Here is a 19984-nt window from a genome sequence, read left to right on the forward strand (position 1 = left end):
ACGAGCTGCACCCGATCGCCAAGCGTCGGGCCGAGGGGGATCCATGAACACAAGAAAAACACTGGCTTGCGGGCCTGGCAATGCGACAGGCTTCGCGGCGAACCGCCGGGCGCAGCCTGCCCCCACAGGACACGATCCCAACCTCCCGGCGGAACACGCGCGCGCCGCCCGCAGGCGCTCGCTGTCCCTTCTCGCCTCAACGGCCTTGTGCGCGGTGGTGATCCTGCCTCTGTCCAGCCAGATCGTTCACGCCGCCATCTATACGGTCACAGAGGCAACCGATGATGGCAGCGGCACGGTCATCGGCTCGCTGAGTTGGGCAATTGCCAATGCAGGCGCCAGCGGAGATGTGATCGCAATTGATCCCGCCGTCACGGCCATCTCCGTCTCGGGCGCATTGCCAGCTTTCGCGACGGGCGTGACGGTCCAGGCGAGCGCCCCGGTCGCGATCACCGGTTCCCCATTTGCGGCATCGGGCACATCGCTGGTCCTGTCGGGCGGCGCCTCCACGAACGCGCTCACCGCCGCCTTGGAGGGCGCTGCGGCCGGCGAGAACGGGGCACACGGTGGCAACGGAACGGACGCTGCCGCCAGCACTGCGGGAGACGCGGGAACAACAGCCCTTTCGGGGAGCGAATTTTCGGTGCTGCTAACCGGGTCCGCAACCGGCGGCAATGGCGGTGCAGGCGGCAGTGGCGCTTATGATTCCGGCAATGCGAACGCCAGCGGCGGTGGAGCCGGCGCAACTGCCGTCGCCGCTAGAGACGGCAGTATCGAGAACCGCGGCACAATCACGGGGGGACGCGGTGGCGACGGCGGCAATGGCGGCTTCCGTCACTCCAACAATGGCGGCAGGGGCGGCAACGGCGGTGCGGGTGGTGCCGGCATCGCGGGCAACAACCTCACTATCGAAAACTACGAAACGATCACGGGCGGTGCAGGCGGACGCGGGGGCGCGGGGGGTACTTCCATAATGGCCAGCGCGGGGCCGGCCGGAAGCGAAGGTTCTGGCGGGGTCGGCATTCTCGGATCGAACCTGACCATCGTCAATAAACGAGATATTTTCGGCGGGCTCTCCGCAAGCGGCGTTCGTGCCAATGCCATTGAGTTCACCGGCGGCACTAACACCCTGGAGCTGTGGTCCGGTTCAAGTATCACCGGCAATGTCGTCGCGGGTGGCACGCACGACACGCTTATCATGGCAGGAGTCATCAGCCCTACCGCGAGCTTCAACCTGGCTGAAATCGGCACCAAATATACCGGCTTCGAGGCCATATCGAAGAAAGACGAGTCCGTCTGGGTCATGAGAGGCACGGCCGGCACCGCACTCGGCGACCTCACGGTTTCCGGCGGCGCTCTCAATTTCGCCGAAGCGACGGCGACCATAAGCAATTTGCAGGTCGCGGATGGTCTCTTGGAGATCGTGGACGATTCCAGTCTCGACAGCTACCGCCTCTATCTCGGTGGTGACGCCGGGAAGACCGGCACGTTGATCCTCAGAGGAAGCGGAACGTCCCTGAGGAGCTCCAACAGTGCCTATCTTGGCTATGCGGACGGGGATAGCGGGAGCCTGACCATCTCGGAGGGCGCCAGCCTGACCACCGGTTACAACGCCTTACTGGGCAATGTCGCGAACAGCACCGGTACCGTCAACGTGACGGGCACGAGCTCTTCCTGGTCAATTGATGATGATCTCCGCGTCGGGTACCGGGGCAGCGGCTCGCTTTCCATAGCGGAAGGGGCTGCGGTGTCGGTCGGGGAAGAAACCTTCGTCGGCAACCTGGGTGGGTCGGAGGGCACACTCAACATCACCGGACCGGGATCGTCCATGACCGCAAATGCCAACATGGTCGTTGGCTCCAGCGGCAACAGCAAGGGCACGGTAAACATCGTCCAGGGCGGCGTCCTCACGACATCGAAGTTGCTGATCCTGGGAGACGGGAGCGGTTCGAATGCCACGGTCACGGTGCAAGGCACAGGATCGTCGATCAATGCCGCCGGCATCGTGACCATCGGCCAGAACGGGCAAAGCGCCAACTTGACCCTGAAAGAGCGCGGCGCCTTGAATGCCGCCTCGACCGTCCATGTGGCGCGCTTCAGCGGCACGGGCGCCCTGAACATCGGTGCGGCCGCCGGTGAAACCGCATCCGCCGCCGGCACCCTGACCGCGAGTTCGCTCACCTTTGGAAACGGTAACGGATCGCTGGTCTTCAACCACACAGACAGCGCCTACGCCTTCGCCACCGACATCGTCGGCAGGGGGACGATCGTGGCCCATGCGGGCACCACGACCCTGACCGGCAACAACGCCGCCTTCACCGGTAGGACAGTGGTGAACGGCGGAACGTTGCGCGCAGGCGGCGCAAACGCATTCGCCGACAACACCCAATACGAGATCAATGGCGGCACCCTCGACCTCGCCGGCCATGACCTGACGGTGTCGCTGCTGTGGGGCACCGGCGGCACTCTGACCAGCACCGGCTCTGAGGCCGATCTCGTTCTGGATCAGGACGACGTCACCGGATTTTCCGGCGAAATCACCGGCCTGGGCACCTTCACGAAAACGGGTTTCGGGACCGTGTTCCTGCGCGGCAACACGACCGTTTCCGGCACGATCGGCGTTGATGAGGGCATCATCAGCATCGGTGGCGGGAAGACCATGACAAGCGGGCGTGGTGCGATTACCGCAGCCGGCACCGGCGATGCCGATGTCGAGATCTCGGGTGAGGGAACGCGCTGGACCATCGGTACGGACCTGAAGCTCGGAGAGACCGGCGGCAGTGGAAGCGGCAACCTGTGGATCTGGAACAAGGGCATCGTCAGCGCCAACACGCTTGACGTCGGCAGCGCCTCAAGCGCCCGGGTTACAGTCTCGGGAACCGACAGCCGCCTTACGGTCGCCACGGCGGTGGTGGGCAGCGGCTCCGGCGGTCAGGGAAAGCTTGTGGTGTCGGAGGGGGGCGTCGCCGAAATCGGCGGCGGAACCGGGATCCTCGAACTCGGTGCAATTGCGGGCTCCAGTGGCACTCTGGTCTTTGGCGCAGAAGAAGGATCGGCACCGGTCGGCGCGGGGAAACTTTTGGCCGACACGGTTTCCGTTGGCGCAGGCGATGGCAAGATCGTCTTCAACCACACGGATGCGGCCTATGACTTTGCGGCGGATGTCACCGGCGACGGCACGCTTGCCTTTGTCAGCGGCGAGACGCTGCTGTCGGGCGATTATTCCGGCTTCACCGGATCTGCCGAGATCTACCGCACCGGCGCGGTGCGACTTCAGTCGAACTTCAGCGGCGATGTCGGCCTGCATTCAGGGGTTATCTACACGCTCGATACGACGCTAGACGGCGGGTTCACCGTCAATGAGGGCGCGCGGCTCCAGGGCGTGGGCACGGTCGGCGGCCTCTCGCTGGTCTCCGGCGGAACGCTTGCGCCCGGCAACTCGATCGGGACCATCAACGTGGCCGGCAACATCTCCTTCGGTCCGGGCAGCATCTACGCCATCGAGGTGGACGAGACCGGGCGGAGCGATCTGACGGCAGCAAGCGGACGGGTCGACCTGACCGGCGGAACGGTCAATGTTTCGCTCTTGAGTGGAAGCACGCCTCCTCTTGCCCCCTCGACCCGCTACACGATCCTCACCGGCGCAGGCGGTGTCTTTGGAAGTTTTGACCACGTGACGGAGAACTTCGCTTTCCTGGATGCCGCGCTCATCTACCAGTCGAACGCGGTGGTGCTGGAACTGACCCGCAACAGCTCTAGCTTTGTCTCGCAGGCACAGACCGCCACGCAGCGGGCCGTTGCCACGAGCCTCGACAGTCCGGCAACGGCCGACACGCTCTATGGCGCGCTGATCGGCCTCGACTCCGCATCGGCCCGGGCTGCCTATGACAGTCTGTCCGGCGAAATCCACGCCTCCCTGCCATCCCTGTTCGTGAGTGAAAGTGCCCGTCTGCGCGATGCGGTCACCAACCGCATTGCGAGCAGCTTCGCCAGCTTCGCGCCACGGGACACTGTGGCGGCTCGCTCGACCGCGCAGCCGCCACTCACCAACCTGCAGATCTGGGGGCAAATGCAGGGCACCTATGCTGTGTTCCAGGGCGATGGCAATGCCGCCCGGCTTTCGAGCACCACTGGCGGCGGGCTGATTGGTCTGGAATCCAACCCGACGCGGGATATCAGGCTCGGCCTGTTGGCAGGCTTCAGCCAATCGACGGCAAGCATCGACAAGCGCGCTTCGAGTGCAAACTCGGAGAGCTTCACGCTTGGCGCCTATGGCGCGCTCCGTTCCGGCGCCCTCCGCGTCGAGGCCGGGGCCTCTCACAGCTGGCACGAAGTCTCGACCAACCGTCACGTCGCCTTTGGCGGCATCGACGAGACCCTGACCGCCGACTACGGATCGCGCACCGCGCAGGCCTTCGCGGACGTCTCCTATCGGTTCGAGACGCCCTGGCTCGCGCTTGAGCCCTATGCCGGCCTCGCGGCGGTTCACCACCATGCGGGCGCCGTGGAAGAGTCGGGATCCGCCGGGGTGGCGCTTTCCGGCAAGGCGTCTTCGCAGCTCTTCGGGTCAACAAACCTCGGCATGCGCCTGTCCAAGACCCTCGCGACCCGTGAGGGCATGACTACCGAGCTGACCGGGCGTCTCGGCTGGCAGCATGCCATCGGAAGCGTTACAGCCCAGCGACGCCTCGCAATAGGGGGCGCGAACGCATTCTCCGTTCACGGCGCGCCGATCGATCGTGACAATGGCGTCCTGCAGGCGGGCCTTCGCTTCCATTTCAGCGACCGTGCAAAGCTCGGCCTCGCCTATCAAGGCCGCTTCGGGCGCAATGCACTGGAACAAGGCGCCAACGCAAGACTTGAGGTTCGCTTCTAGCGAACCTGCGGCCCGGCTCTACGACCGTGATCCGCCGATCGCGCTTGCAGCCCGCCCCTTGCCATACCAACAACCAAAGGCCCTTTGGGCCTCTGGTTTTCAATGACAAATGGTCTTGCGGACAGTAGCCTGGCCGAATGTCGAATGCCCCTTGGACCGATGAAGAAAACGATCTGATCGTCGCGGATTATTTCGCGATGCTCAAAGCGGATGTCATGGGACACCCCTACAGCAAGGCCGCGCATCGTCGCGCGCTTCTGCCATTGCTGGCTGGCCGCTCCGAGGGTTCGATCGAGTTCAAGCACCAGAATATCAGCGCGGTTTTGAAGGGACTCGGCGAGGACTGGATCCCCGGCTACAAGCCGGCGTTCAATTTTCAAATGGCGCTGGTCGACGCAGTGGCGCGGTGGTTGGCCATGAACCCCGCCTGGCTCGCCCGGTTACCGCACACGCGCCAGGAGACAGGTCTTCAGGAATCCGCACCGCTCTGGATCGGCCCGGCTCCCACGCGATCGAACCAGCCGCCCCCGCAGGAGCTGGAACAGATGCTTCACGTTGCACACACGTACGACGCGGCGGGCCGAGACGCGCGCAACCGGACCCTTGGCCGCGCCGGTGAGGAGCGCATGCTTGCGCACGAGTGGACATCCCTGCGCATGGCGGGACGCGATGACCTTGCACGAAAGGTCCGATGGGTGTCCGAGGAGGACGGCGATGGCGCGGGCTATGACATCGCGATGTTTCGCGCCCGATGGTCAGACGCGCCTGATCGAAGTGAAGACGACGAATGGTTGGGAACGCACGCCCTTCCATATTACCCGCAACGAGCTTGCTGTTGCGAATGCGCGCCGGTCTGAATGGTGTCTGGTCCGCCTCTGGAACTTCTCACGCGAACCCAAGGCATTTGAACTACTCCCACCGCTTGATGCCCACGTCAGCCTGACGGCGACCACATTCGAGGCGGGCTTTGCGTGATTTGAGCCCTCCAAAGGCTTCCGCACTCAGCTGACTGCCTGTGAAGCGAGCAGGTCAAGCGTATGCAGGGCGATCATCAACTCCTCGTTGGTGGGGATCACGCGAACAGGCAGCGAAGCGTCGCTTGAAATCAGCCCTGCCCCGGCGTCGTTGCGCGCCGGATCGAGCAGGATTGCGAGCCAATCGAGATGCGCGCAGATCCGGGCTCGAATGCCGATGCTGTTCTCCCCGATGCCCGCGGTAAAGACCATCCCGTCCAGCCCGCCGATCGAACAGGCCAGCGAGGCGACCTCCTTGGCAACCCGCAGGCAGAAAATCTCCACGGCCAGCTTGCAATGGGGATCGTCGCTTTCCTCCAGAACCCGCATATCGTTGGAAACGCCCGAGATCCCCAGCAGGCCGGACTGGTGGTAAAGCAGGTGCTCCAATTCATCCGCGCTCATCTCGAATTTGCGCATCAGATAAATGATGACGCCGGGATCAAGGCTGCCGCAGCGTGTGCCCATGGGCACACCTTCCAGCACCGAAAAGCCCATGCTCGAATCGATACTCTTGCCGTCTTTCAGACCGCACAGGCTCGACCCGTTGCCCAGATGCGCGACGACGACGCGCCCCTTTGCAAGTTCCGGCAGGGTCTCGCCCAGGTAGCGGGCGATGTACTCGTAGGAAAGACCATGAAAGCCGTAGCGGTGGACGCCAGCTTCGCTGAGATGACGGGGGATGGCATAAGTCGAACAGACGAGCGGCTGTGTGTGGTGGAAGGCGGTGTCGAAACAGGCTGCCTGCGGAAGGTCCGGGCGGCTCTCCTTGAGCGCCTTGATCGCAGCCACACTTTGCGGCTGGTGAAGGGGGGCGAGCGGGATAATGTTTTCCAGTTCAACCAGCACATCGTCTGTGATGATCGCCGGGCGATGGAGGTTGCGTCCGCCGTGAACCACGCGGTGCCCAGCCGCCAACAGAGGCAGATCAGAGGGCAGGTGCGTCTCGATCCATGCCAGCAGGTCCGGCAAAAGCACAGGTACGCCGCCGGTGTCGCGCTCCGCCCAGGAGGCACTGGCGATCACGTCCCCGTCGGCCGAGCGGGCCGATAGCCGCGCGTCCGTTCCGATGCCCGACAGTTGCCCGGAAAACAACGGAGCGACCTGCCCCGCCTTCGCGACACGGAAAGCCGTGAACTTCACGGACGATGAACCGCTGTTGAGCACAAGAAGAGATCCACAGTTCAAAGAGGAAGTGTCGAGCATGGTTCGCGGTCTCCAGGTTCGGCGCGGCGGCATCACCCTATTCTATTGCCAGTTTCGGGCAAGCCTTCCCGCTCCTTGCATTGCTTGACGCAGGCGCGAGGCGGGCCAGGCTGTGTGTAACAGGGGGCACGGACGCGCAAAGCACTCGAGACCGCACCGTCAGATGCCGCGGATTTCGCGATCCAGGCTCTTGCGCGCGCGTCCTCCATGCGCTTGGCGCAGACCCACGCCGCGTCGCAACGGCTTGTTTGGACCTCCTTCAAACGGACTTAAGCTCCAAATTCGGCTGACGAAAGAGCAGCCCCCTGATGATCAACCACAAAAAAACCCCCGGCGACCCAGGTCACCGGGGGCATTTGCCGAAAGGGATGGATGCTGCCTCCGGCACGCTGCCAAGAACATGTTCCGGCGCTTGCCGCACCCACCGCCGGGCACAATCTGCGTTCGGGGGACCCGCCTGCGCCCAGCTCAAGCGCCGACGCCGCCTGAAAGGCGGCGCACCGGCGACGGCTCAGGCCTCGGCCAGCGCAAGCCGTTCCATTCCCACCGGCTGCCTTGCAATAGGCAGGCACCATTGCGGGGTCACGTCGATCTCGCCCGCCATGATCGCCGCGACCACAGCCGATGACCGGTTCACGGCGCCAAGCTTGAACAAGACGTTCTTGATGTGAAAATTCACCGTATTTGCGGATATTTTCAGAATATCGGAAATCTCTCTCGACGTTTTACCGTGAGCCGCCCAGGTCAGAACTTCCGCTTCCCGTTCCGTAAGCAATTTATCGGCCATGGAATATACTCTCTATTCTATCGGTGCGAATTATTTCATTTTTATATTAATTGTTCAGATAAACTATATTTCGACTAACGACCTCTATTCCTGATTTAGTGAACTTCTGAAACGTTATGATGCCGGGAACCCGGTGTCCATTACCTCATAGGTATACCTCCTGAGGACAGCCGGATGATCAAGCCGAGAAAGCTCGGCGGGGAACCGCTATCGCCGCCAAATCCCCCTTCCAGCAGCGCCCCGAACCGTCCTGGAAATCCTCCCTTCACGGGTTCTCCTGCAAGAAGCGGGCGATCTTGTTCGGCCAGGGATTGACCCCGCCACGCAGCCACACAAGCGTATCGAGCCAGAAACCGCTGGAGTGACTGTCATGAAACAGGTTGAAGTGCCCGACCTTCTCCTGACCGACGTCCTTCGGGTTCAGGCACACGATCGTCCGTTTCGCGTTCGTGTAGTAGGAAAGCGTGCGTCCGATCGCCTCCGGCGTGCCGAATTCGTCATCCGACATGGAAAGCGCGAGGATCGGCGCCGTCACGGATCCTATGCGAGAGAGGACCTCCGACCTTTCGGTGACGTCATAGGCCACTTCGAACCTCGGTCGGCGGAAGCTCCACTCATAGGCGACACCTGCGGGCAAGTCCTCCAGCCACCCCAGACGCTTGCCTGGGAAATAGCCGACAATGGCGGTCAAGAGCGGCATGATCACATGCCATTTCAGGAACATGGTCACCCGGTGATTGCGCGCATAGTCGCCGAACCAGGCATATTGGGCACCGACCGTCAGCATGCGATCGAGCTGTGCCGCGCTCGCGGCCAGTCCGGGCAGATATCCGCCGACACTGTGGCCAACCACCTTGATGGGGGTACCGGGAAAGCGGCGCCGCATGAAATGGATCGCCGCCTCGAAATCCAGCGCCCCCCAATCTCGCCAGCGAAACTTGCATCCGGCGAGATTTGCAGGCCTCGACGCCCCGATCCCCCGATAATCGTAGGTCAGGACATCGAAACCACGTTCGGCGAGGAAACGGGCATACCTATGATAATATTTCGCCAATACGCCCGTAGCGTTATTGATGATCACGCAACCATGCGGGCCCGGCCCTTCGCCATGCCAGACATGACCGCCAAGTGATACCCCATCGCTACAAGCGATGGATACCTCTTCTACTTTTATGTGCCGGTAATAGGATTCGCTCGTCATCATTCCTTGATGTTTACGCGCACCTGCGCTTTAGTACACTCACTAGTGGGTATACCGGAGAGGAGGCGTCTGACATGACATCTACGAAGGAATCCATTGTAAATGCAGCAAAAAAGCTCTTTCGGAACGAGGGAATTCGTGACGTCAGCGTGGACATGATCGCGGCAGAGGCGAAGCTGACGAAACGGACGATCTACTATCACTTCCAGAGCAAAGACGACATTATCGCCGATTACCTGCGGGCCTGCGACGAACTGAACATCACGCAGTTCCAGACTTGGTTCAGGGAAACCGAGGGGACCGTTCCTGACAAGGTTCGCGGCATTTTCGAACGGCTGGAGACGCTCGCACGCAATCCACGCTGGAAGGGCTGCGGCTTTCTCAGGACGAGCGTCGAACTGGTGAAGACACCCGGCCACCCCGCCTTGCAGGCTGCGCGCCAGCACAAGAAACGCGTCGAAACCTGGCTGGCCAGCGAACTGGAATCCTATGTGAGCCCCGGCGAGGCAGAGGCGATCGCAAAGGAGATCATGGTTCTCATGGAGGGCGCGTTCTCCACGGTTCTACTACACCGCGACCCCTCTTACATACAGGTCGCCGGTGACATGGCGCGCCTGCTCGTGGAACGCATGCAGGCCGCCGGCTGACCTGGCCGAAACCACCTCAAGGCGCAGCCGTCACTCTCCACGCAAACGCTCTGCGACCCGGGCAGTGCGCCCCAGAAATGCGGAAATCGCCATGCGCCCAGGCCAGGCGACACCGGCACATCCTGACGGACGTGAGCGAGGGGACCAAGGGCCGTTAGGCCATCAGGTCGGCGGGCCATCTGGCCGGCAGCCGACCGGCCAGCCTCTGGCGGAGTTGCAAGATGAAGGCAAGACCGCAAACGCAGCCGCCGTTCCCGCCCCCCTCCACGGCCCAGCCAGCCTCGGATCGCACCCATCGCGCAGTGACGCCCCCCCCCTTTTGCGGCAAAACGGCCTGCGGAGGGTCCAATCCCCCTACCTATTCTGTTAGTTGAAGCAGAGATGATAAACATATAGCGTTCGTATTTAGACATATTCATTCCGAACAAATATCAATAATATCATTTTCCATATATGAACTGAATATTTGATAGGCAGTTACTTTACATCCGGAAGGATACTTCCGGATTAGGGAGACTTTTATGAGAGTTAATATTGTCGGCGTGGGTGCAGGACCATCCAACCTCAGCCTGGCTTCACTGATCCACCCAACAGGTTTGTCAAATCAGTTCATAGAGAAGCAGGCGGAGTTTTCCTGGCATCCCGGACTTCAGCTGCCCAATGCCACATTGCAGGTGTCGTTTCTGAAGGACCTGGTGACCCTCGCCGATCCTACCAATCCGTTTTCCTTTCTCGCCTACCTCCACGAAACGGGCAGGATGTACCAGTTCCTCAACGCCCAATTCGACGCGATCACGCGCCAGGAATTCACGCAATACCTGCACTGGGCCGCCAACAAGAACGAGAATGTCTGCTTTGGAGAAGAGGTGGAACGGATCGACTTCGACGGCGATTTCCTCGTCGCGACCTCGAAGCGGCAGTTGCGGGCCGAGTGCATTTCCATCGCTGTCGGCAAGGTGCCGTCCGTGCCGCAATTCGCCGAGCAGGGCATCGGGGAAACGATGTTCCACAGCGCAGACTATCTGAGCCACTCACACCGTCTCGCCGGGAAACGGATCGCGGTCGTCGGATCAGGACAGTCCGGGGCCGAAGTCTTTCAGGATCTGCTGAACCGCGATGGCTCGGACGCGCCTGCACAGATCACATGGGTCTCCCGGCGCGATCGCTATGCGCCTCTGGACGACTCTCCCTTTACCAACGATCTGTTCATGCCGTGCCACCAAGACTACTTCTCCTCCCTGCCGGCGCATACCCGCAGAGAGTTTCTGAAAGAGAACGTGCTGGCGAGCGACGGGATAACGGAATCCACGCTGCGCGAGATCTACCAGAGCCTGTATCTGCGCCGCTTCGTGCGAGACACCCCCAACACGGTAAATCTCCTGCCAAACCGCGCGGTGGAAAACGTCATCCGCGACGGTGCGTCCTGGGTGGTCAAGATGCTCCATGGCGACACCAAACAGCATGAGATGCTGCCCGTCGACATCGTCATCTGGGCCACCGGCTACAAAAACGCCGCGATCGAGTTCCTCAGCCCGATCGAGGACCGGCTTCACAGCGACAATGACGAGATTTCCGTAGACGGCAGTTTTGCAGCCCGCTGGAACGGCCCCTCAAACAGGCCAATCTTCATCCACAATGCGAGCCGTGCACAGAAGGGGCTCTCTGACCCCAATCTCAGCCTGACCGCATGGCGCAGCGCCAAGATGATGCAGCGTATTCTCGGCCGCCCGGTCGCAACCGAACCGGAAACCTCTTCGGTGTGCTGGGGCCCGCATGTGGCCCTTCCCGGCAAAGCCCTGCGGACGGCATAGTCATGAAACAGTCAATCATCATCATTGGCGGCGGCATCATCGGCTATTCGGTTGCGTCGATGTTGCTCGACAATTCTCCTTCCTGCTCCCTCACGCTGATTGAGCAGGATCTCCCGGCCACGGGCGCCTCCGCCCGGTCGGCGGGCCTGCATTTTCCCCTGGGACGCAATGAGCGCGTCCGGGAGATGAGCCTTTTCAGCGAGCGCTACTACCGCAATCTCAAGGCCGAACATCCTGAAGTTCCGATTACACCGTTATCCTTGCGGGTTCATTCCGCAAGGCATGACGCTGAAACGCTCGCGACGATTTTCACCAGCCCGCTGACACGGACGGACAGGGACGTTTTGCCCGGCGCGATAGCCCCCTCGGATGCCGCCACACCGGTTTGGGCTGTTGAGAACGCGCAGGTGGCCGACGTCCCGGCACTCGTGCGGTTTTACCGCGGCCGGATGGCGGATCGCCTGCAAACCCGGTTCGGGCTGAAGATCTCGGCCATCAGGGAAGCGGAGGATTGCGTGGAGCTCATCACGCAAGACGGGCAGAGCCTGCGCGCAGACCAGATCGTTCTTTGCCCCGGGCCGTGGGCACTGGAACCCGAGTTCACCCCTTACACGCAGGATCTGGGCATCCGTATCAAGCGTGTCGTGGCCCTTCATCTGGAAAACCGAGCGAATGTCGAGGCCGTCGCGGATCTCTTCTTCGATGATGACGCCTTCTTCCTGCCGCTGGAAAACGGCGCCAAGTATCTCTTCAGCTTCACGAGAACCCAATGGGGTGTCTCTCCGCAGGACTGTCATGGACGGATCACTCCGCAGGACGTGGACCAGGGGCTGGAGGTGCTGGCGAAGGTCGCTCCCGACTTCCGGCGCGCCACGCTGGGCGGACAGGTCTTCTGCGATGCCTACAGCTCGACCGGCGCGCCGATCGTAAAGTCCCTGACCGAAAATGGCAGGATCATTTTCGCGGGTGCAGCCAACGGATCAGGTTATCGGCTGGCGCCTGCAATCGCGCGTGACGTTTTGCAATTGACTGAAGCATATTCGACGATGGGATTGTCTTATGAAGATCTTTAGGCAGGACGAGCAGGTTTTCTCCGACATATTCGGAATCAAGATGGCTTCGCTGGAGGCATTCCCGGATGTGGACCGTCACGGTTTTGCGTTCGGGATCATTGCGGCCGGGGAGGCGACGGATTTTCATCGTCACGATGAGTGCGAAGCTTTCACGATATTGCAGGGCAGCGGCATCCTTGAAGCCGATGATGGCGCAACCGCACCGGTCAATCAGGGCGACTTCATTGCAGCCCCTCCCTTTGAGAAACACGTGCTGCGCAACACCGGCGACACACCGCTCGTCTTCGCAACCGTCTACTGGCGCGATGGCGCGACCACCGCGGAGGCGACGAAGGCCAGCGCACCCCAGGCAGACACGCATCCCCCCTGCTTCGTCTTCTCGACCCCGCCAACCCCGAATGGCGACCTGCATCTCGGCCATCTCTCCGGCCCCTATTTCGGCGCGGACGTCTTCACGCGGTTTCAGAAACTGCTCGGTCGACAGGCCTTTCACATAACCGGAAGCGATGACTTCCAAAGCTACGTCATTGCCCGCGGCAAGCAGATGAACAAGACCCCTCAGGAGGTCGCGGACTATTACGCAAGCGAGATCCAGGACACCCTCGCTCTTCTGGATGTTCATCTCGACCAGTTCACCATCTCCTCCCATGCGCCCGGCTACCAGGAAGGCCTGAAACGGTTTTTCAACCGGCTGATCGCGTCTGGCCAGATCAAGAAGACGCTTCAGCCAGCGGCGTTCGACCCGGAGACGAACCAGTATCTCTATGAGTGCGATATCTCCGGCAGATGCCCCACCTGCGGCTCTGGCACGGGCGGCAATATTTGCGAAGAGTGCGGGCAGCCGAACCTCGCCTATGACCTGATTGCTCCGGTCTCCAAAATCTCTGGCGGGCACCCCATTACCGCACAGTGCGCGCGCTACGCGATCGACCTGAGCGCGTTTTCACCCGCGATCCTTGAGCCCCTGAAGGAATTTAAGGCAGCGCCCCGGATCCTTTCGCTGGCCACAAAGGTTCTGGACCGCGACGAGACGACGATCCCGATCACACACCCCCAGCCGTGGGGCGTCACGACGGACGATCCTGAAATCCCCGAACAGGTGATATGGGCCTGGCCGGAAATGTCATATGGCTTCCTTTATGGAATCGAGGCCGTTGGCAAGAAGGTTGGTCAGAACTGGGATGCCCTGTCCCCTGACGACAACTGGAGGTTCGTCCATTTCTTCGGCTACGATAACAGCTTCTACCACGCGATCCTCTACCCGGCTCTCTACAAGGCCGCCTTCCCGGACTGGGCTCCGAAGATCGACTATCAGGTGAACGAGTTCTATTGCCTGGGCGGAGAGAAATTCTCCACGAGCCGGCGACGGGCGGTCTGGGGCAAGGAAGTGCTCAGCGAGGAAACCGTCGACTGTGTGCGCTTCCACCTGGCCCTGACGCGCGGCGAAGTCGAGCGGACGAATTTCTCGATCGAGGCACTGAGGTCCACGAACACACATCTGATCGAAACCTGGCAGGCATGGCTCAACCAGCTCGGTCAGACCGTTTCGCGGAAATACGCGGGCGTGACGCCGGATGCCGGGGACTGGAGCCTCGATCACAAGGCTTTTCTGCGGACGCTTGAGGCATGCCGGACGGAGGTTTCCGCGCTCTACACGTCCGAGGGCTTCTCGCTCAATCAGGTCGGCCGCGCGATCAATCAGCTCGTGGAGGACACGACACGGTTCGTCGCCGCGCAAAGTCACCTGACGGAAGACGATGCCTTCGCGGATCGGGCACGCACCACGGTTGCCCTTCAGCTGGCGGCCGCTCTGCTCCTGGCCGATCTCACAGCCCCCCTGATGCCGCGCTTTTCGGCGGCGCTGCGTGCGGGCCTGGGATGCGATCCATTAGAAACCTGGCCGCAGGTTGTGGAACTGCTGCCTGTCGGGAACCGGATTGATCTGGCCGACCGCCGGTTCTTCTCGCCCGAGATCGGCAACCGGGAGTTCGACATGGACAGAACGGATGCCGCGTGATGCTACAGACCGTCAGTTCTGCGAAGATCGATATTCCAAACACGCTGTTTGAGAAGGATTGGCCAACGGATTGCGACCTGATCGTCAATGCCATTGGGGCAAAGCCGCAGGTCGTCGCGCTGTCCAGACTTCAGACAATGGTGGAGAACGTGGCTGCCTGGCTGCTGGAGCGGGGCCTTAAGCGGGGCGACCGGGTCGGCATTCTCGCGCTCAACTGCCTGGAATACATCCTTCTGGATCTCGCCGCGCTGCGGCTGGGTATCGTGACGGCGGCGTTTGATCCGGTGGCCTTTTCCGACCGGAGCGATCTGGTGACGAATTACGATCTGGCGGTGCTTTTCGTCGGCAAAGGGCATGCGGGACGGGAAGCAGAGCCCAATCGCGTGCTGCCCATTGAACAGGTGCCGAAGCTGGATGAGCGCAATCGCCAGACCGAGCTGCCCTCTTTCCGCGCCTATGCGCCGTCAGACGTCTGCACCATTAAGTTCACGTCGGGAAGCACGGGACAAGCCAAGGGCCTGGGCGCGACGACCGGCAGCATAAATCAGTCGATACAGGCAACGCAGGCCCTTTTCGCGCATGGCGGATCAGATCGGTTGCTCGTGGTTCTGCCGCTCTCCCTGCTGCAGCAACGCTACTGGATCTACTCGGCGATTGTCTTTGAGCATGACGTGATCGTCACGGATTCCCGGCTCGTGATCGAGACGATCCAGACCTACAAGCCAACCGTCATCATGGGGATCCCCGCGCTTTTCGACACGTTGAAAGAGTATGTGGAGCTTTCCTGTTCGGGAGACGGCACTGACGCGAGCCTGCGCGAGACCGCCAGAGACTTCTTCGGCCCCGACATCCGGTACTTGTGGACCGGATCTGCGGCGGCGCGTCCCGATACGCTCCAGTTTTTTGAGGAAACATGCGGTGTGCCCATCTTTGAGGGCTATGGATTGAATGAAACCTGCATCGTGACCAAGAACCATCCAGGTGCGCATAAGCGCGGCAGCGTCGGCAAGCCTCTCGACGGCGTAAAGGTGACTGTCTCGCCCGACGGGATCATCCATGTTCGCCGGGAGCACCCGGTCAACACCCGCTACCTCTATGCCGCGCCGGGCGCTTCGGAGAAGATCTTCCAGGAAGATGGCTCGGTGATCACGGGCGATCTCGGGCATCTGGACGATGACGGTTATCTCTACATCAAGGGCCGAGCCGATGACCTCATCGTGCTGACCAATGGCAAGACGCTTACCGTTCGATCGATCGAAGAAACGCTTTTGCGTCTGCCAGAGGTCAGGCAGGCGATGGTGATCGGAACCGGCTTTCCCGCACTCGGCGCGCTTGTGTGCCCCGCCCCCGGGCATGAGCCCGCGCAGGTGAAGGCGGCGATCCGGCAAGCGACCCGGGACCTGAAACCGGAACCATTGGCTCTGACGATCATCGTGGAGGACGGGTTCACAATGGAAGCCGGCTTGCTGACATCCCAAGGCAAGCTGAAGCGTTCCGCCATTTTGAAACATTACGCAGACGACATCACGCAAGCATATGAGCAGTTTTGATGAACAATATTGAAAACACGGTCAGAGACCAAATCCTCTTTATTGCAAAGGACCGGTCCGCATCGAGCGGCGATCTGGACATGTCGAAAGATCTCAACGAAGCGTTCGGCATCACATCTTTGAAGATGATCATGCTCATGACCAATCTCTGCAAGGAATTGGGCGTCACGCTTTCGAGCTTCGATGAGCGCGACCTCGTCTCCATTCGCAGCGCCAACGATCTGGTTTCGGCTTTCCAGAAGAATGCGGGAGTGAACTGAAATGACCTGGCAAACCGTGTTTGACGCGACTTTGGAAAACGACCGTGTTCGACTGCGTCCACTTCGGGCAAGCGACAAGGAAGCCTTGCGAAAAATCGTCTTCGACCCGGCCATCTGGCGCTACTTCGTCGCCACGGTCGACGATGAAGCCGGACTGGATGCTTTCATGGAAACCGCCCTTGCCGACATGGCCGCTGAAAGACGCGCCGTCTTCGTGATCTTCGACAAGGCAACAGACGAGCTTGTGGGCAGCATGTGCTACGGCAACATGGCCGAAAAGGACCTTCGCCTCGAGATCGGCTGGTCGTGGCTGGGTGTCGCCTATCAGGGGACGGGCCTCAACCGATTTGCAAAACTGGCACTTCTCACCCACGCGTTCGAGACACTTGGCTGCAAGCGGGTCGAGTTCAAGACCGATGTCCTGAACCAGCAGGCCCGCCGGGGCTTGAGGAATATCGGCGCGACGGAAGAAGGCGTCCTTCGCAGCTACAACTTCATGCCGGGAGGTCGGCGCAGAGACACCATCTTCTATTCGATCCTTGAGGACGAATGGCCGAAGGTCAAAGCGGAGCTGGGCGCGATGGAGACGACATGACCTACATGCCGCGCCGCGCCAGCCTCGATGTCATCGATCTCAAGGGCGGGGCCAGGGCCCGCGGCATAGAGCTCGGGCGGCAGTCGCGCGACAGGATCCACGCCTTTCTCGGTGACGGTCTGGCGCGCCTCGATGCCTTTCTCGGCAAAGACATTGCCTTGAAGGACATCGAACACAAACTGCATCGCTTCTCTGTCGAGATCGAGAAGGAAGCCCCCGCTCTTTTCGAAGAAATCCAGGGCCTGAGCGAGGGGGCGGATATTTCGCTCGATGAAGCGCTGCTGCTTCAGTTGCGGCGGGAACTGATCGGTTACAACCGCACCCTGACATCCGGAGACTGTACGACCTTCGCACGTACAGGTGCGGCCCCCGTTCTGGGACAGACGATCGATCTTGCCGGCGATCTCGATGACTGCGTGACCGTCATGCGTGTCCACTATGAAGAGACGCAGGATACGTCGCTGATCCTGAGTTTCATCGGCCTGCTCGGCTATCTGGGATTGAACAGCCGCGGTCTGGCGGTCGGGCTTAATCTCGTTCTGGCAGGCGACTGGGGCACGGGCCTGCCGCCTTATCTCGCGATCCGCCATCTCATTGACACATGCGCAAGTGTCGATGAGGCAATCGACACGCTGAGCCGGCTTAATATCTCGAATTCCCGAAGCTTCATGCTGTGTGACACGACCAGCGCCGCCTTCGTCGAACTGGCGAATGGCTCCCTGGCCGTGCATCGCGGGCATGAGCTGGTCCACGCCAACCACTACCTCGATCCCGCCTTCGAACCAGTGGACGAGCTCAACGTCTTCGCAAGGAACGGCTCTCGCAGACGCCTTGAGGCGTGTCGCGCCTGGCTGGCATCGCTGGGAGACGACTGCACCAGCGCGGACTATTTCCGGATGTTCGCTGAAGAGCCGATCTGCGTTTCCGACACGGGCAAGCGAACCGTTGAGAAAACCGTCGCCGCAGTGGTGATGGATCCCCTCAACCTCGCATTGCACGTGCGTGCCGGAGATCCGCGCGCTGGCGACACGAGGTCATTCAAGATGCCCTTTCCGAATTAGGGAGTTCCCACCCGTGGACGACATGACATTTGGCTCCAACAAGGCCTCAAGCGAGGAGTGGCCCGTCTCCCCGATGGCGCATCTCCCCTTCTTCTCGCCCGCCCATCGGGGATTCATCGAGGAGTTCCGCGCCTGGGGCGAACACAGCGAGCCTGATATCGCGCATGCCTTGTCCCAGGAGCCTGATGAAGCGATCCGGCGTCTGGTCCGGCTTCTGGGGGAGGGAGGCTGGTTTGCGCGCGCGGTGGATGGTTCGATCGATATTCGCCAGATCTGTCTTGCCCGGGACATGATGGCCTGTCGCCATGATCTCCTGGACTATGCCTATTCGATCCAGTTGCTGGCCGCGCTCCCGATTGCCCTGCATGCGGATGACGCGTTGAAGGCGAAATGCCTGCCGGGGCTTCTTTCCGGCGAGCGTATCGGAGCGTTTGCGCTCACGGAAAAGGAAAGCGGAACGGATATCGGATCCGTCATGCTGCGCGCCGATGAGCCGGAGCCGGAACGGTTCACGCTCAGCGGGCGCAAATGCTGGATCGCCAACGCAACGATTGCCGATGACGTTCTGGTTCTGGCCCGGACCGGCAGCGGAGCGGGGACACTCGGGCTTTCCATGTTCATCGTGGACGCCACCCAGGGCGGGGTCACTTTCGAGCCGGTAGATCTCATCGCGCCACGCCCCTTTGGCCATCTTTCCTTCGGGACCTGCGCCGTCGATGCCTCCCGCATCGTCGGAGATCGGGGCCTCGGAATCGCTGTCGCGATCGACACGCTGGAAAGATGCAGGATCACGGTTGGCGCGGCAGCGGCAGGCTTTGCGCGCAGGGCTTTCCTCGATGCCCATCGCCATGCCCTGGACAGCGCACAGCGCAGCAAGAAATTGTCGGAGATCCCTGCCGTGCGACAGATCCTGGGCGATATGGCCGCGTCCGTAAACGCCGCACAACTGATCGTTGGTCAGGCCGCCAATGAGATGGACCAGAAGGGGGCCCGCATGCGCCCGCTCTCATCGCTTGCAAAACTCGCCGCGACAGAAGCCGCGCAGAAAACCGTGGACCAATGCGTGCAACTGAATGGGGCAAACGGCCTTGTCGCAGGAACTGTGCCTGAGGCCCTTTACCGGGCCATCCGCTCTCTGCGGATCTATGAGGGTGCGTCGGAAGTGCAGGCCGCAATCTGGTCGGATGCGGTCGTTTCCGGACAGGTTCTTTAGCTGGCAAATAACAGATGAGAGCCCGACAGCGGCCGGGCGCCCGCCCGGCCCTCATGATCGCGTCTCACAAGGCAGGATCGGCGATTGCGGCCCTGGTCTTGTCATTCCCGGATAAAGCCTCGCCTTCAAGCCGTCTCTGCATCACCAGTTTGGGAACCATGACCTGAACCGTCTGCTTGCGCTGGTTGAGCGTGACAACGCGCAGCCGGATCATGCCGCGGTCCGGGTTGGTCTGTGACGGGATGCTCTCCAGGGCGGTGATTTCGAGGGTCAGGGCATCACCGGGCACCAGGGGACGAACCCACCGGATCTCCTCCACGCCCGCCCCCACGATGCCGCCGGCGGGATTGAAGTCACTGAGCACGAGAAGACGCATGGTGATGGAAGCCGTATGCCAACCGCTTGCCACCAGCTGGCCGAAAAAAGTCTCCTTGGCCCCCTCCTCATCCAGATGAAACACCTGCGGATCGAACTCAGCCGCAAACCCCACGATGTCATCCGCTCCAACCTTGTAGGTGGGGGAACCAAATTTCGAGCCAATTGCGACGTCTTCCAGATAAAGGGGCGATGAAACCATTGTCGTGAAATCCTCCATCAAAAAAAACGCGGAATATCGACGTACTGGCGAGCAAAGTGGCAACGCTTTCCGCCAAGATGTTGCCTCGCAAATGAGA

The 19984-nt window shown here is 61.3% G+C and carries 16 protein-coding genes; 12 read left to right on the forward strand and 4 right to left on the reverse strand.

Going from position 1 to position 19984, the window contains the following annotated elements:
- The first annotated feature begins 43 nt into the window (after positions 1–43).
- The 3 genes from ABGM93_RS11735 to ABGM93_RS11745 all read left to right on the forward strand — a co-directional run bounded on the left by ABGM93_RS11735 (position 44) and on the right by ABGM93_RS11745 (position 5851).
- The gene (locus ABGM93_RS11735) at positions 44–4876 is read left to right on the forward strand and encodes an autotransporter domain-containing protein (RefSeq protein ID WP_321499628.1); all 4833 of its coding nucleotides are present in this window, start codon (positions 44–46) and stop codon (positions 4874–4876) included.
- Positions 4877–5013: 137 nt separating this feature from the next.
- Positions 5014–5733, forward strand: a complete 720-nt coding sequence (locus tag ABGM93_RS11740) for a hypothetical protein (RefSeq protein ID WP_321499630.1) — start codon at positions 5014–5016, stop codon at positions 5731–5733.
- A complete protein-coding gene (locus tag ABGM93_RS11745; RefSeq protein WP_321499632.1) occupies positions 5651–5851 on the forward strand; it encodes a DUF3883 domain-containing protein in 201 nt (66 codons plus the stop codon). The genes ABGM93_RS11740 and ABGM93_RS11745 overlap by 83 nt, the downstream gene beginning before the upstream one ends.
- Before the next feature lie 26 nt (positions 5852–5877).
- Here the strand turns inward: ABGM93_RS11745 and ABGM93_RS11750 are convergent, their stop codons facing one another.
- The 3 genes from ABGM93_RS11750 to ABGM93_RS11760 form a co-directional block, all read right to left on the reverse strand.
- A complete protein-coding gene (locus ABGM93_RS11750; protein WP_321499634.1) occupies positions 5878–7095 on the reverse strand; it encodes an acetate/propionate family kinase in 1218 nt (405 codons plus the stop codon).
- A gap of 511 nt (positions 7096–7606) precedes the next feature.
- The gene (locus tag ABGM93_RS11755) at positions 7607–7882 is read right to left on the reverse strand and encodes a helix-turn-helix transcriptional regulator (protein WP_321499636.1); all 276 of its coding nucleotides are present in this window, start codon (positions 7880–7882) and stop codon (positions 7607–7609) included.
- A 265-nt stretch (positions 7883–8147) separates the two neighbouring features.
- Positions 8148–9086 (reverse strand): alpha/beta fold hydrolase, encoded by a 939-nt coding sequence (locus ABGM93_RS11760; RefSeq protein WP_321499638.1) that lies wholly within the window; start codon positions 9084–9086, stop codon positions 8148–8150.
- Between the two features lie 71 nt (positions 9087–9157).
- On the opposite strand from ABGM93_RS11760, the gene ABGM93_RS11765 reads away from it, so the two are divergent.
- From ABGM93_RS11765 to ABGM93_RS11805, 9 genes are all read left to right on the forward strand, one after another.
- Positions 9158–9730 (forward strand): TetR/AcrR family transcriptional regulator, encoded by a 573-nt coding sequence (locus ABGM93_RS11765; protein WP_321499640.1) that lies wholly within the window; start codon positions 9158–9160, stop codon positions 9728–9730.
- Positions 9731–10251: 521 nt separating this feature from the next.
- Complete coding sequence (locus tag ABGM93_RS11770) at positions 10252–11541, forward strand: SidA/IucD/PvdA family monooxygenase (protein ID WP_321499642.1); 1290 nt, start codon at positions 10252–10254, stop codon at positions 11539–11541.
- Between the two features lie 2 nt (positions 11542–11543).
- On the forward strand, positions 11544–12614 hold the full coding sequence (locus ABGM93_RS11775; protein WP_321499643.1) for an FAD-dependent oxidoreductase: 1071 nt from the start codon (positions 11544–11546) through the stop codon (positions 12612–12614).
- Positions 12601–14631, forward strand: a complete 2031-nt coding sequence (locus ABGM93_RS11780) for a class I tRNA ligase family protein (protein WP_321499645.1) — start codon at positions 12601–12603, stop codon at positions 14629–14631. The genes ABGM93_RS11775 and ABGM93_RS11780 overlap by 14 nt, the downstream gene beginning before the upstream one ends.
- Positions 14631–16181 (forward strand): AMP-binding protein, encoded by a 1551-nt coding sequence (locus tag ABGM93_RS11785; RefSeq protein ID WP_321505860.1) that lies wholly within the window; start codon positions 14631–14633, stop codon positions 16179–16181. The genes ABGM93_RS11780 and ABGM93_RS11785 overlap by 1 nt, the downstream gene beginning before the upstream one ends.
- An 80-nt stretch (positions 16182–16261) precedes the next feature.
- On the forward strand, positions 16262–16441 hold the full coding sequence (locus ABGM93_RS11790) for a hypothetical protein (protein WP_321335236.1): 180 nt from the start codon (positions 16262–16264) through the stop codon (positions 16439–16441).
- Position 16442: 1 nt separating this feature from the next.
- Entirely contained in the window at positions 16443–17036 is a 594-nt protein-coding gene (locus tag ABGM93_RS11795) for a GNAT family protein (protein WP_321499647.1), read from the forward strand.
- A complete protein-coding gene (locus ABGM93_RS11800; protein WP_321499650.1) occupies positions 17033–18097 on the forward strand; it encodes a C45 family peptidase in 1065 nt (354 codons plus the stop codon). The genes ABGM93_RS11795 and ABGM93_RS11800 overlap by 4 nt, the downstream gene beginning before the upstream one ends.
- Before the next feature lie 22 nt (positions 18098–18119).
- Complete coding sequence (locus ABGM93_RS11805; RefSeq protein WP_321505862.1) at positions 18120–19310, forward strand: acyl-CoA dehydrogenase; 1191 nt, start codon at positions 18120–18122, stop codon at positions 19308–19310.
- 64 nt (positions 19311–19374) lie between these two features.
- Here the strand turns inward: ABGM93_RS11805 and ABGM93_RS11810 are convergent, their stop codons facing one another.
- Positions 19375–19887, reverse strand: coding sequence for a MaoC family dehydratase (locus ABGM93_RS11810; RefSeq protein ID WP_321499652.1), 513 nt, complete (start codon positions 19885–19887; stop codon positions 19375–19377).
- Positions 19888–19984: the final 97 nt, after the last annotated feature.

Origin of the sequence: Breoghania sp. (genome assembly GCF_963674635.1) — a bacterium.
Classification (GTDB): domain Bacteria; phylum Pseudomonadota; class Alphaproteobacteria; order Rhizobiales; family Stappiaceae; genus Breoghania.

Excerpts from the sequence above, each read along its gene's own strand:
- ABGM93_RS11735 (WP_321499628.1), top strand. The coding sequence starts at position 44 with ATGAACACAAGAAAAACACTGGCTTGCGGGCCTGGCAATGCGACAGGC.
- ABGM93_RS11740 (WP_321499630.1), top strand. The coding sequence starts at position 5,014 with ATGTCGAATGCCCCTTGGACCGATGAAGAAAACGATCTGATCGTCGCG.
- ABGM93_RS11750 (WP_321499634.1), bottom strand. The coding sequence starts at position 7,095 with ATGCTCGACACTTCCTCTTTGAACTGTGGATCTCTTCTTGTGCTCAAC.
- ABGM93_RS11755 (WP_321499636.1), bottom strand. The coding sequence starts at position 7,882 with ATGGCCGATAAATTGCTTACGGAACGGGAAGCGGAAGTTCTGACCTGG.
- ABGM93_RS11760 (WP_321499638.1), bottom strand. The coding sequence starts at position 9,086 with ATGATGACGAGCGAATCCTATTACCGGCACATAAAAGTAGAAGAGGTA.
- ABGM93_RS11765 (WP_321499640.1), top strand. The coding sequence starts at position 9,158 with ATGACATCTACGAAGGAATCCATTGTAAATGCAGCAAAAAAGCTCTTT.
- ABGM93_RS11770 (WP_321499642.1), top strand. The coding sequence starts at position 10,252 with ATGAGAGTTAATATTGTCGGCGTGGGTGCAGGACCATCCAACCTCAGC.
- ABGM93_RS11775 (WP_321499643.1), top strand. The coding sequence starts at position 11,544 with ATGAAACAGTCAATCATCATCATTGGCGGCGGCATCATCGGCTATTCG.
- ABGM93_RS11780 (WP_321499645.1), top strand. The coding sequence starts at position 12,601 with ATGAAGATCTTTAGGCAGGACGAGCAGGTTTTCTCCGACATATTCGGA.
- ABGM93_RS11785 (WP_321505860.1), top strand. The coding sequence starts at position 14,631 with ATGCTACAGACCGTCAGTTCTGCGAAGATCGATATTCCAAACACGCTG.
- ABGM93_RS11790 (WP_321335236.1), top strand. The coding sequence starts at position 16,262 with ATGTCGAAAGATCTCAACGAAGCGTTCGGCATCACATCTTTGAAGATG.
- ABGM93_RS11795 (WP_321499647.1), top strand. The coding sequence starts at position 16,443 with ATGACCTGGCAAACCGTGTTTGACGCGACTTTGGAAAACGACCGTGTT.
- ABGM93_RS11800 (WP_321499650.1), top strand. The coding sequence starts at position 17,033 with ATGACCTACATGCCGCGCCGCGCCAGCCTCGATGTCATCGATCTCAAG.
- ABGM93_RS11805 (WP_321505862.1), top strand. The coding sequence starts at position 18,120 with ATGACATTTGGCTCCAACAAGGCCTCAAGCGAGGAGTGGCCCGTCTCC.
- ABGM93_RS11810 (WP_321499652.1), bottom strand. The coding sequence starts at position 19,887 with ATGGTTTCATCGCCCCTTTATCTGGAAGACGTCGCAATTGGCTCGAAA.